This is a genomic window from Sphingomonas sp. EC-HK361, from assembly GCF_902498785.1.
In the GTDB taxonomy this organism is placed as follows: Bacteria; Pseudomonadota; Alphaproteobacteria; order Sphingomonadales; family Sphingomonadaceae; genus Sphingomonas.
Map to the genome: position 1 here is coordinate 100,355 of NZ_LR701492.1, position 11,722 is coordinate 112,076.

At 66.0% G+C, this 11,722-nt stretch carries 11 protein-coding genes; 6 read left to right on the top strand and 5 right to left on the bottom strand.

What is annotated here, in order from left to right; translation table 11 throughout:
• Nucleotides 1-29 precede the first annotated feature (29 nt).
• Complete coding sequence (locus BOS5A_RS00855) at nt 30-416, bottom strand: VOC family protein (protein WP_151953329.1); 387 nt, start codon at nt 414-416, stop codon at nt 30-32.
• A gap of 56 nt (nt 417-472) precedes the next feature.
• Here BOS5A_RS00855 and uvrB point away from each other — a divergent pair, with 56 nt between their 5' ends.
• The 3 genes from uvrB to BOS5A_RS00870 are packed head-to-tail and all read left to right on the top strand — an operon-like array spanning nt 473 to nt 3,384.
• The gene (uvrB, locus tag BOS5A_RS00860; RefSeq protein ID WP_151953330.1) at nt 473-2,665 is read left to right on the top strand and encodes an excinuclease ABC subunit UvrB; all 2,193 of its coding nucleotides are present in this window, start codon (nt 473-475) and stop codon (nt 2,663-2,665) included.
• A 48-nt stretch (nt 2,666-2,713) separates the two neighbouring features.
• Nucleotides 2,714-3,133, top strand: a complete 420-nt coding sequence (locus BOS5A_RS00865) for a DUF4357 domain-containing protein (protein WP_151953331.1) — start codon at nt 2,714-2,716, stop codon at nt 3,131-3,133.
• Entirely contained in the window at nt 3,130-3,384 is a 255-nt protein-coding gene (locus tag BOS5A_RS00870; protein WP_151953332.1) for a type II toxin-antitoxin system HicA family toxin, read from the top strand. Before BOS5A_RS00865 ends, BOS5A_RS00870 begins: the two co-directional genes overlap by 4 nt.
• Nucleotides 3,385-3,617: 233 nt before the next feature.
• On the opposite strand, the gene BOS5A_RS00875 is transcribed toward BOS5A_RS00870, so the two are convergent.
• From BOS5A_RS00875 to BOS5A_RS00885, 3 genes are read right to left on the bottom strand one after another with little or no spacing between them, the layout of a single operon-like run.
• Nucleotides 3,618-3,770, bottom strand: coding sequence for a hypothetical protein (locus BOS5A_RS00875; RefSeq protein ID WP_199857155.1), 153 nt, complete (start codon nt 3,768-3,770; stop codon nt 3,618-3,620).
• 6 nt (nt 3,771-3,776) lie between these two features.
• Nucleotides 3,777-4,220: a DUF3597 domain-containing protein gene (locus BOS5A_RS00880; protein WP_151953334.1), complete on the bottom strand. Its 444-nt coding sequence runs from the start codon at nt 4,218-4,220 to the stop codon at nt 3,777-3,779.
• A 56-nt stretch (nt 4,221-4,276) separates the two neighbouring features.
• Nucleotides 4,277-4,648, bottom strand: a complete 372-nt coding sequence (locus BOS5A_RS00885) for a PRC-barrel domain-containing protein (protein WP_151953335.1) — start codon at nt 4,646-4,648, stop codon at nt 4,277-4,279.
• A 137-nt stretch (nt 4,649-4,785) separates the two neighbouring features.
• Here BOS5A_RS00885 and BOS5A_RS00890 point away from each other — a divergent pair, with 137 nt between their 5' ends.
• Both BOS5A_RS00890 and BOS5A_RS00895 read left to right on the top strand, forming a co-directional pair.
• Complete coding sequence (locus BOS5A_RS00890) at nt 4,786-5,346, top strand: hypothetical protein (protein WP_151953336.1); 561 nt, start codon at nt 4,786-4,788, stop codon at nt 5,344-5,346.
• A gap of 560 nt (nt 5,347-5,906) precedes the next feature.
• A complete protein-coding gene (locus BOS5A_RS00895) occupies nt 5,907-7,292 on the top strand; it encodes an RNB domain-containing ribonuclease (RefSeq protein WP_151953337.1) in 1,386 nt (461 codons plus the stop codon).
• 47 nt (nt 7,293-7,339) lie between these two features.
• Here BOS5A_RS00895 and BOS5A_RS00900 read toward each other — a convergent pair whose 3' ends face one another.
• Complete coding sequence (locus BOS5A_RS00900; protein ID WP_151953338.1) at nt 7,340-8,863, bottom strand: fumarate hydratase; 1,524 nt, start codon at nt 8,861-8,863, stop codon at nt 7,340-7,342.
• 100 nt (nt 8,864-8,963) lie between these two features.
• Here BOS5A_RS00900 and BOS5A_RS00905 point away from each other — a divergent pair, with 100 nt between their 5' ends.
• Nucleotides 8,964-11,588, top strand: coding sequence for an EAL domain-containing protein (locus BOS5A_RS00905; RefSeq protein WP_151953339.1), 2,625 nt, complete (start codon nt 8,964-8,966; stop codon nt 11,586-11,588).
• Nucleotides 11,589-11,722 lie beyond the last annotated feature (134 nt).

An 11,722-nucleotide genomic window follows, 5' to 3' on the forward strand; every position in this document is an offset into this window, starting at 1 on the left:
AATCGCAAACGCCGCGCCCCCGCAACGCTTCACCCCATCTTGAACGCGCAGAACTTGTTGCCGTCCAGATCGCGGAAATAGCCGCCATAAAAGCCCATCGCCTCCGGCCCGCGCGGCCCTGGCGCGCCCTCGTCCGCGCCGCCCAGCTCGACGGCCTTGGCATAGAGCGCGTCGACCTGTTCGCGCGTTTCCATCGCCAGCGAGATCATCGTGCCGTTGCCCGCGGTCGCGGTGCCGCCGTCATAGGGCTTGCCGATCGCGACCATCGGCGTCTTCGGCGCGTTGCCATAAAAGGTCAGCTGCCGCTCGTCGGGCATCTGCATCAGCCGCTTGCCTCCGACGACCGCGAACAGCGCGTCGTAGAACGGCAGGGCCTTGTCGAGGTCGTTCGATCCGAGCGTCGCGTAACCGATCATCGTGTGTCTCCTGCGTTCGTTGCACCGTCTGCGCGGGCGCCCCATATTCCCTATCTATGGCAATCCAGATTCGCACCAGCCTCGACGAGCCTGAAACCGGCCAGAGTTTCGTGCCGCACCGCCCCGCGCGCCCCGACAAGGGCGAAGGCGGCAAGGCGTTCAAGCTGGTCAGCGACTATGTCGCCGCGGGCGACCAGCCGACCGCGATCGCGGAACTGACCGCCGCGGCGCGCGACGGCGAGCGCGACCAGGTCCTGCTCGGCGTCACCGGCTCCGGCAAGACCTTCACGATGGCAAGCGTCATCGAGGAACTGCAGCGCCCCGCCCTCATCCTCGCGCCCAACAAGATCCTCGCCGCCCAGCTCTACGGCGAGATGAAGTCGTTCTTCCCGGACAACGCGGTCGAATATTTCGTCAGCTATTACGACTATTACCAGCCCGAGGCCTATGTCGCCCGGTCGGACACGTACATCGAGAAAGAAAGCTCGGTGAACGAGGCGATCGACCGGATGCGCCACTCCGCCACCCGCGCGCTGCTCGAACGCGACGACGTCATCATCGTCGCGTCGGTGTCCTGCCTCTACGGCATCGGCTCGGTCGAGACCTATTCGGCGATGATCTTCGATCTGAAGAAGGGGCAGAGCGTCGACCAGCGCGAGATCGTCCGCAAGCTCGTCGCGCTGCAATACAAGCGCAACGACGCCGCCTTCGCGCGCGGCAATTTCCGCGTCCGCGGCGATAATCTCGAAATCTTCCCCTCGCATTACGAAGACAGCGCGTGGCGCATCTCTTTCTTCGGCGACGATATCGAGGAAATCGTCGAGTTCGATCCGCTGACCGGCAAGAAGGTCGCTTCGCTCAATTCGGTGCGGGTCTATGCGAACTCGCACTATGTCACCCCCGGGCCGACGCTCAAGCAGGCGGGCGAGGCGATCAAGTTCGAGCTGGTCGAGCGCCTCAAGGAACTCGTCGCCGAGGGCAAGCTGCTCGAAGCGCAACGCCTCGAACAACGTACCAATTTCGACCTGGAGATGATCGCCGCGACCGGCAGTTGCGCGGGCATCGAGAATTACAGCCGCTTCCTTACCGGCCGCCTCCCCGGCGAGCCGCCGCCCACACTCTTCGAATACCTCCCCGAAAACGCGCTACTCTTCGTCGACGAGAGCCACGTCACCATCGGCCAGATCAACGGCATGTCGCGCGGCGATCACCGCCGCAAGCTGACGCTCGCCGAATATGGCTTCCGCCTGCCCTCCGCGATCGACAATCGCCCGCTGCGGTTCAACGAATGGGAGGCGATGCGCCCGCAGACCACCTACGTCTCGGCCACCCCGGGCTCGTGGGAGATGGAGCAGACCGGTGGCGTCTTCGCCGAGCAGGTCATCCGCCCGACCGGGCTGATCGACCCGCCGGTCGAGATCAAGCCGGTCGAGGAGCAGGTGCAGGACTGCATCGAGGAGTGCCGCAAGACCGCGTCGGCCGGCTACCGCACCCTCGTCACCACCCTCACCAAACGCATGGCCGAGGACCTCACCGAGTTCATGCACGAGGCCGGGCTCAAGGTCCGCTACATGCACTCCGACGTCGAGACGCTGGAACGCATTGAGCTGATCCGCGACCTGCGATTGGGCGTCTATGACGTGCTGGTCGGCATCAACCTGCTGCGCGAGGGGCTCGACATTCCCGAATGCGGGCTCGTCTGCATCCTCGACGCCGACAAGGAAGGGTTCCTGCGCTCCGAAACCTCGCTCATCCAGACGATCGGTCGCGCCGCGCGCAACGTCGACGGCCGCGTGATCCTCTATGCCGATCGCGTGACAGGATCGATGGAGCGCGCGATGAACGAGACCGGGCGAAGACGCGAGAAGCAGGTCGCCTATAACGAAGCCAACGGCATCACCCCCCAGACGATCCGCCGCAACATCGGCGACATTATCAAAGACGTCTCGCAGGGCGATCAGGTCACGGTCCCGATCGACGACGAGCGGCCCCACATGGTCGGCCACAATCTGCGCGCCTATATCGAGGACTTGGAAAAGAAGATGCGCAAGGCCGCATCGGACCTGGAATTCGAGGAAGCCGGCCGCCTCCGCGATGAAATCCGCCAGCTTGAGCAGGAGGAACTGGGCCTACCCGTCCACGAGCAAAAAGCGCCCCAGATGGGCCGCTCGAACGAAGGCAAACCCGGCACCCGCAAGACCCGCTATGGCAAGAGCCAGAAGATGCGGATGGGCGGCGCGCGGCGTTGACACTTTGTCTATTTACGCACTATACGAGATTTAGTGCGGAGATAGATTGTGCAGATCGAGATTGATTTTGACGTGTTCAAGGCGCTGACGGCTCGGCGGCGAAGCGAAGCGCACAATTACAATGACGTTCTCCGCGAGATGCTCGACCTCGAGAAGGCCGTGAGCGATCGCGTTCAGGGCGCTCTATCCGCATCCGGATCGACGGCGTCGGGACGCGGATTTCCGTTACGCGGCGGCGACCTGCCAAATGGAACCGATTTGCGCGCAAGCTATAAGGGCGAACAGTTCCGGGCGAAGATTCGCGAAGGACGCTGGTATGACGAGCAAGAACGCGAACATTCCAGTCCCTCCGCTGCGGCAAGTGCGATCAGCGGCACCAACGTTAACGGGTTGCGATTCTGGCACGCCCGCCGTCCGGGCGACGATGAGTGGCTTCGCTTGGACATTCTTCTGGCGATGCCGTCGTGACTCAAATAGAAAAACTCTACGCGGCTCTACTCTCCAACCGCCGTTCGACGATCACTTTTCGGGACTTCGAACGTCTGCTCCGCGCCTTCGGATTTGAGCATGCGCGGACATCGGGAAGCCACCGCCAATATACTCACCCGAACGTTCCCCGCCCTTTCCCGGTTCAGCCCACCGGCAAGGACGCCAAGCCCTATCAAGTCCGCGAGCTTTTCGATATGATCGACGAGTACGGCTTGAGCATGGACGAATGACCGCCCCCCATTATCACATCAACCTTTTCTGGTCGGACGATGACCTTTGCTGGATCGCGGACGTGCCGGATTTGCGACCATGTTCGGCGCATGGTGAGAGTCCGCAAGAGGCACTCACCAACGTCGGCGACGCCATAAGCGGTTGGCTGGAGGTGGCGCGGGAAAATGGGTTCGCGGTTCCGACGCCACGATATCGTCCCGCAATCTACGCAGCGAAATTCGCCGCCTGAGGCTCAGCGCCTCTCCTCGTCCGTCTCAGGCTCCGCGTCGATCGTCTGCGGCGGGGTGGTGTTGCCCCGCTGGGGCGCATCGGGATCGACGAACAATTCCTCGATCGTTTCCTCGACGGCGTTGTCCTCGTCGGGCGTCTTCGGCTGGGCAGTCATCGCGGATCAGTCCTTCATGCTCGCGGGAACCGTCCCGCCATTCTTTTCCAGCTCGCGCATCACGGCCTTGTGGAGCCACATGTTCATCTCTGCCGATCCGTCCTTGGCGCCTGTATAGCCCAGCTCCGTCGCGAGCTCCTTGCGGTTGTCGAGGCTCGAATCGAGGTCGAGCAGCTTCATCAGATCGACGATCGACGTGCGCCAGTTGAGGTCCGGATTGCCCTTTTTTTGCGCGATCCCGGTCAGCACCGCCTCGACATCGACAGGCGCCGGGGGCGCGGCCGGTGCGGCTTGCGGAGCCGGTGCCGGCTGAGCGGGAGGCGGTGCCGCCTGGGTTGGCGCGGACTGGGGTGCAGGGGCAGCGGGCGCGTCCTTATGTCCACCGAACTGACCGCCCAGCGGACCGCGCTGACCGAAGATCGCGTCCTTGATCTTGCCGAAGATGCTCATGCTCGCTCTCCCGTTCCGTCCTGGCGCTCAACGCGCAAGGCGCCGCTTCGGGCGCATCATCCCGCCGCAAGATCTTCGCGATTGACGCCGTAATAGCTCGCCACGCGGTCGGCATAGGCCTGGTCGAAAACCGGCGCGTTGTTGGCCCAGCTCGGCCCGCCTTCCAGCAGGCGGCGGTCGATCGTCACGACATACAGGTCGCGCACCGGATCGAAGGTGAGCAGCTGGAAGGGCAGCGGATAGAAGCTCTTGCCCATGCCCAGAAACCCGCCGAGGCTCAGCACCGCATGGGTGACCCGTCCGGAGCCCTTGTGGACCTCGAACGCGTGGATCGTGCCCACCGCGTCGCCGTCGCGGCTTTCGACTTTCATCGTGCCGGTCACGTTCGCCTGGATAAGCAGCAGCGTGGGGGGGGCGGCGTCGGCCATCGGTCATCTCCAAATCGGTCGTTTCGCCGCAGGAACCGCCGGGCGAGGCGCACGGTTCCGCCGTGCCGCGTCCGCTGCAAGGTGGCGCGCGGTTCGCGTGCCTTGAGCCAGCGTGCCGCATCGCCCATAGACCGTGCATGCGTGCGTATCCGTTCCCCCGCCCCGTCGCCCGGATTGCCGGGCCGCTTGCCGTGACGATTGCCGCGATGCTCGCCGGCTGCATCCCCTCACGACCCGCGCCGACGCCGCCGCCGGTCGTGCACCCGGCACCCGAACCGGCGCCCGAACCTGCCCCACCGCCGGCATCGTCGGACTGGCGCGACTGGCCGCTGACCCCCGGCACCTGGACCTATGCCCGCGATCCACGCGGCAGCGTCGCCAAGTTCGGCACCGCGGGCGCCGACGCCGCGCTCGTCCTGCGCTGCGACCTCCAGCGCCGCCAGCTTTACCTCTCGCGTCCCGGCATAGCGCTCACCCCGATGACGATCCGCACGACGAGCGCGACAAGGGCGCTGGCCGTCCAGCCGACCGGCGGCGCGCCGGCCTATGTCGCGGCGACGCTCACCGCGCGCGATCCGCTGCTCGATGCGATCGGGTTCAGCCGCGGACGCTTCATCGTCGAGCAGCAGGGCGCAGCGACGCTGGTCGTGCCGGCCTGGGCAGAGATCGAACGGGTGACCGAGGATTGCCGCGGCTGACGCTATATCCGGAACGTCGCGCAGACCTGTGATTCTCTTCCAAAACTTCGCATAAAACAAGACTTGTATCGCGCCATCTTTCGACTCACATTGGCGTCGTGGTCTTCAAGATCACGGCTTTATCAACCAGCGAAAGGAGGTGATCCGATGTCTCATGGTTCAGCAGTGAGTTCGGTTCGGTTCGTTCGGGGGACGCGCTTCTAAATCCGCCGTTTCGCCGCGGGAGGTATCCTCCTTCAATCAACGCGGATGAGACACAGGAACAGAGGCTCGCATGGTCCTCCGGGCTGGAGCTCTCCGGCCGCTGACCATGTTTAGGGGTTGTCGGGTGTTCTTTCGGGAGCATTCGGCAACCTCTTTTCACGCGCAGCGCGCATGGCCGCAGCGAAGCTGCGTCCAAGACGCGCAAGTGCGGCCGGCGCGGCAAGGCCGCGACCGACATAGCCTGTCCTGAGCGCCTGCCTTGCCAGGCAGTCGAAGGGCGGCTTTGCCGCGACGGCACTAGGCCCAAATGTTCTCCAACCCTTTTCTAACCCCACCAATCCGCTATCCCCTTCGCGATGAAGGCCCTCCAAGATCCCAACCGCGCGCTGGCTGACGGCCTCGCCGCAATCCGCCTCCAATACCAGCTTCCCACCGCCTTCCCGCCCGAAGTGGAAGCCGCCGCAGCGGACGCCGCGAAACGCGCGCTCACCGCCCACGCCGATCGCACCGCGATCCCCTTCGTCACCCTCGACCCCGCGACCTCGACCGATCTCGATCAGGCCTTTACGATCGAACCCGCCGGCGCAGACCTTCTGCTCCACTACGCGATCGCCGACGTCGCCTGGTTCGTCGATGATGGCGGCGTCATCGATGCCGAAGCCTGGCGCCGCGGCGAGACGCTCTATCTCCCCGACGGCAAGGCCGGACTTTATCCGCGCGTGCTCAGCGAAGGCGCGGCGAGCCTGCTGCCCGATGGCGACCGCCCCGCGATCGTCTTCACCGTCCGCGTCGTCCCCGATGGCGCGGCGAAAATCGACGGCGTGGAGCGCGCGCGGATCCGCAGCCGGGCGAAGCTGGCCTATGACAACGTCCGCGATACCGACCTGCCGCCCGACTTCGCCGAGCTCTCCCGCCGCATCGCCGCAGCGGAAACGCGGCGCGGCGCGGCGCGCGTCGATCCGCCTGAACAGGAAGTCGCGGCCGGGGCGGACGGTCGCCTCGCGCTCGCTTTCCGCCCGCGCCTCGAATCCGAAGCGCGCAACGCAGCGATGTCGCTCGCGACGAACCTCGCGGTCGCGGATCTGCTCCAGGCGCATCATACCGGCCTGTTCCGCGTGATGGCCGAGCCCGACGCAAGCGCCGTAAAACGCCTCCGTCATACCGCCACCGCCCTCGGGCTGACCTGGCCCGATGAAACGCCGCTGGAATCCTACGAACGCACCCTCGACCCCGCAGACCCCCGTCAGGCCGCCTTCATGCTGGCGATCCGTCGCGCCGGAAACGGCGCCTCTTACGCGCCGTATCGCGACGGCGAGGTGCCGTGGCACGCCGCGATGGCCGCCACCTACGCGCAGGCGACCGCCCCGCTCCGCCGCCTCGCCGACCGCTACGTCGTCGAGGCGGCGCTGGCGGTGGCGAACGGAAAACCCGTGCCGCCCGCCGCCCTCGACGCCTTCCCCCGCCTCCCCAAGGCCATGGCGCGCGCCGACATGCTGAGCGGCCAGATCGACCGCGCGGTGATCGATCTCGCGGAGGCGGCGATGCTCCAGGGGCGCGAGGGCGAGACCTTCGCCGCGGTCGCGACCGACCTCGACGATCGCGGGACGCAGGTGCAGCTCCGCAACTTGCCCGTCGTCGCCCGCATCCCGGCGAACGGTGTCCTGCCCGGCCAGCCTGTCACGCTTCACCTGACGCTTGCCGACCCGATCGAGCGGCGTATCGCATTCGAACCGGTGGTCTGACTCTCGTCACCCCGAACTTGATCCGGGGTGACGTCATGGGCATACGCTCACGCCCCTTCCAGCAGCCGCTCCCGCGCGATCTTGTCCCGCCACACGAGCGGCGCGAGCTGGTGGACGTTGTTGCCTTCGCTATCCACCGCGACCGTCACCGGGAAATCCGCGACCTCGAACTCGTAGATGGCCTCCATCCCCAGGTCCTCGAACCCGACGACCTTCGATCCCTTGATCGCGCGCGCGACCAGATACGCCGCCCCGCCGACCGCCATCAGATACGCCGATTTCCCTTCCGCGATCGCCTGCGTCGCATCCGGCCCGCGCTCGGCCTTGCCGACCATCGCGAGCAGGCCTTGCGCCAGCATCATCCGGGTGAACTTGTCCATCCGCGTCGCAGTCGTCGGACCCGCCGGCCCCACGACCTCCTCGCCGACCGGATCGACCGGGCCGACATAATAGATGACGCGGCCCTTGAAGCTCACCGGCAGCTCCTCGCCGGCGTCGAGCATGTCCTTGATCCGCTTGTGCGCAGCGTCGCGCCCGGTCAGCATCTTGCCGTTCAATAGCAGCCGGTCGCCCTGTTTCCAGCCCTGCACGATCTCGGGCGTCAGCGTATCGAGATCGACCCGGATCGCCGCCCGGTCCGGCGTCCAGTTCACGTCGGGCCATTCGTCGAGCTTCGGCGCTTCCAGATAGGCCGGACCCGATCCATCGAGCACGAAATGCGCGTGGCGCGTGGCGGCGCAATTCGGGATCATCGCGACTGGCTTGCCCGCGGCGTGACACGGCGCATCCTTGATCTTCACGTCGAGAATGGTCGAAAGCCCGCCCAGACCCTGCGCGCCGATACCGAGCGCATTGACCTTGTCGAAAATCTCGACGCGCAGCTTCTCGATATCGGTTCGCGGCCCGCGCAGCTTCAACTGCGCCATGTCGATCGGCTCCATCAGCGCCTGTTTCGCCAGCAGGACGCAGTGTTCCGCCGTCCCGCCGATCCCGATGCCCAACATCCCGGGCGGGCACCACCCTGCGCCCATCTGCGGCAGCATCTCGATCACCCAGTCGACGATCGAATCGCTCGGGTTCATCATCTTGAACTTGGACTTGTTCTCGGACCCGCCGCCCTTCGCTGCGACATCGACCGAAACGGTGTCGCCCGGCACCAGATCGACATGGAGCACGCAGGGCGTGTTGTCCTTGGTGTTGCGCCGGGTGAAGGCCGGATCGGCAAGCACCGAGGCGCGCAGCGGGTTCTCGGGGTTCAGATAGGCGCGCCGCACGCCTTCATCGACAACGTCCTGCATCGAGCGCGACGTGTCGTCGAGCCGGCAGTCCATGCCCCATCGCACGAAGACGTTGACGATGCCGGTGTCCTGACAGATCGGCCTATGCCCTTCGGCGCACATCCGGCTGTTGGTCAGGATCTGCGCGATCGCGTCCTTCGCCGCCGGCCCCTGCTCGGCCTTGTACGCCTCGCCGAGCGCACGGATGTAATCCATCGGATGGTAGTAGCTGATGAACTGGAGCGCGTCGGCGACGCTCTCGATCAGATCGGCTGCGCGGATCGTTTTCGTCATGGCAGCGCCGTTACGGCGTGCGTGGCCCGCCCGCAACGGTCGCGTTTCGTTAAGCATCTCCGTCAAGCGCGTTCAAACCCTTCGGCGCTACCCGGGGGGGATGGGAGATACCGCCGACGACAACGAAACGATTCTCGGCGTGGCCGATGCGCTCGGCCTGTGTGCGACTCATGACGAAGGGCTGGCGGAAACCCACGAGGCGCATTTGTCGGAAGCTTCGGCGCTGTGGCCGGTCGCGCTGACCGCGATCTTCCTTGCGCCCCTGTGCTTCGCCGCCGGCGCGCTGACGCAGGGCAGGATGGCGACCGCGGCCGAAATCGCCTTGCAGGGCGGCGCGCTGGTGGCTGGCGGGGTCGGCATCTTCATGGTCACCGGGCGCCGGACGCGCGGGCGGTGGCAGCCGCATACGCGGATCATCACGGTCGCGCTGCTCACGGCGCTGCTGGGAATCGGCCTGTCCTGCCTGATCCCCTCGGTGCAGGATCTGCCCGCGTCTCCCTACCGGCTTGCCGGGATGGTCATCACCTTCGGCGCGGTCATCGCCACCGCGATCGCGCTCCATCCCATTCGGGCGGCGACGCTCGCCTTCGCGCTGTCGCTCGCCATCATGGTGCCCTTCACCGCAGGCATGGGCCTTGCCGCCGCGCTCGCGCTGCTGCTCGTCGCGCTGCTGACGATGGGAGTCCTGCGCGTCGCCCGCCACGACCGGAGGAAATTCGACCGCGAGGTCGCGAATCGCGGCGACGCGCAACTGGCCGCGCGGCTGGTCGACGATTTCGAAAGCCAGGGCACGGGCTGGTTCTGGCAGACCGACCGGCTTGGCAATTTCACCTACCTGACCGAAAAGGTCGCGCGCGAGATCGCGGGTCTCGGCATCGACCCGGCGCGCAACCGTATCACCGATATCTTCCGCGTCGATTCCGAACTGGTCGAAACCGAGCGCACGCTGACGTTCCACTTCTCGTCGCGCACGTCGTTCAACGATTATTCGGTGCGCCCCGCCTTCGAGACCGAGGCCGATCGCTGGTGGTCGATTTCCGGGCGTCCGATCATCGACGATTTCGGTCGCTTCCAGGGCTTTATCGGCTCCGGCTCCGACCTGACCGAAAAGCGCCGGGCCGAGGCCGAGATCACGCGGCTCGCGCTGTTCGACAGCCTGACCGGACTCGCCAATCGTCAGCGGATGCGCCTTTCGCTCGACCAGACGCTGCAGCAGGGCGCGACGACCGCGCTGTTCCTGCTCGATCTCGATCGGTTCAAGGCAGTCAACGACACGCTGGGCCACCAGACCGGTGATTCACTGCTGAAGCAGGTCGCCGGCCGGCTCCAGCGCGCGATCGGCGATGCGGGGCTCGTCGGGCGGCTGGGCGGAGACGAGTTCCAGGTCGTGCTGCCGCGCGAATTCAACCCGGACCGGCTCGCCGCGCTCGCGAACGAAGTCATCGCGACGCTGTCCCAGCCCTATTTCATCGACGGATCGTCGATCGCGATCGGCTGTTCGATCGGGATCGCGATGGCGCCCGATCATGGCAAGGATTCGGAAACGCTCGTCCGGAACGCCGATCTCGCGCTCTACGCCGCCAAGGCCGACGGCCGCGGCGTCCACCGCTTCTACCGCGACGAGCTGCTGGAGGGCGCGCGCAGCCGCAAGCGGCTTGAGGACGATCTGCGCACCGCGTTGCAGGACAACCAGCTTCACCTGACCTACCAGCCCGTCGTCTCGACCAGGACCGAGAAGATCGTCGGTTATGAAGCGCTCGTTCGCTGGACCCACCCGGTCCACGGATCGATCAGCCCCTCCGATTTCATCCCCGTCGCAGAGGAGTGCGGGATGATCGAGGCGATCGGCGAGTGGGTGCTGCGCACCGCGGTCGATGAAGCCGCGCGCTGGCCGGGGCATGTCCGGGTCGCGGTCAACGTGTCGCCGATCCAGTTCGCCAACCCCGCGCTCCCCGTGATCGTCACCAATGCCCTCGCCGCCAGCGGTCTGCCCGCCGGGCGGCTGGAGCTGGAGATCACCGAAGGCGTCTTCCTCAATGAAAGCGCATCGTCCGAACGCATGTTCCAGGCGCTGAAGGGCATCGGCGTACGCCTTGCGCTCGACGATTTCGGCACCGGCTATTCGAGCCTCGGCTATCTGAAGAGCGCGCCGTTCGACAAGATCAAGATCGACCAGAGCTTCGTGCGCGGCGCGATCCAGCCGGGCAACCGCAACGCCGCGATCATCAAGGCGATCGTGACGCTCGCCGACACGCTGGGCATGGAGACGACCGCGGAAGGCGTCGAGCAGCAGGACGAGATCGCGCTGATCCGCGAGCTCGGGTGCAGCCACATCCAGGGCTTCGTCTATGGTCGCCCCGCTCCCGCCGCCACCGTGCACGAGCAACTGGCCGGCGCGCGGGGCCAGGCCGCCCCCATCGGCCACCGCGTCAGCCGCGCCGCGCGGACGAAGATGCTGCGGTCGGCGCGGATCGCGGTCGGCGAGGAGATGGGCGAGGTCCGCATCCGCAACATGTCGACCACCGGCGCGATGATCGACGGCGTCGATTTTCCGGCAGAGGCGATCGGCGTCGATGTGCAGATCGAGCTTCTGGAAGACCAGCTGTTCCCGGCGACGATCCGCTGGGCGAAGGACGGCAAGGCCGGGCTGGAATTCGCCCGCAGCTTCGATATGGAACGCCTCAACCAGGTGCCCTCGCGTATCTCGCGCCGAACCGCCGCCTGATCGATGGAAGGCCTTGCGCCGAGTTAACTGAGTCCTTCGCGCAACAGTAAATTTTTTTGCGATCGTGCATTCTTGCGCTTGAAAATCGCGCAAGCGGCAGAAGTCCACGCGTCGCGGCCAGAGCAGCCGCACAG

Bases quoted from the DNA above. Each gene is read 5' to 3' on its own strand.
- BOS5A_RS00855 (WP_151953329.1), bottom strand. From the start codon at position 416: ATGATCGGTTACGCGACGCTCGGATCGAACGACCTCGACAAGGCCCTG.
- uvrB (WP_151953330.1), top strand. From the start codon at position 473: ATGGCAATCCAGATTCGCACCAGCCTCGACGAGCCTGAAACCGGCCAG.
- BOS5A_RS00875 (WP_199857155.1), bottom strand. From the start codon at position 3,770: ATGACTGCCCAGCCGAAGACGCCCGACGAGGACAACGCCGTCGAGGAA.
- BOS5A_RS00880 (WP_151953334.1), bottom strand. From the start codon at position 4,220: ATGAGCATCTTCGGCAAGATCAAGGACGCGATCTTCGGTCAGCGCGGT.
- BOS5A_RS00885 (WP_151953335.1), bottom strand. From the start codon at position 4,648: ATGGCCGACGCCGCCCCCCCCACGCTGCTGCTTATCCAGGCGAACGTG.
- BOS5A_RS00890 (WP_151953336.1), top strand. From the start codon at position 4,786: ATGCGTGCGTATCCGTTCCCCCGCCCCGTCGCCCGGATTGCCGGGCCG.
- BOS5A_RS00895 (WP_151953337.1), top strand. From the start codon at position 5,907: ATGAAGGCCCTCCAAGATCCCAACCGCGCGCTGGCTGACGGCCTCGCC.
- BOS5A_RS00900 (WP_151953338.1), bottom strand. From the start codon at position 8,863: ATGACGAAAACGATCCGCGCAGCCGATCTGATCGAGAGCGTCGCCGAC.
- BOS5A_RS00905 (WP_151953339.1), top strand. From the start codon at position 8,964: ATGGGAGATACCGCCGACGACAACGAAACGATTCTCGGCGTGGCCGAT.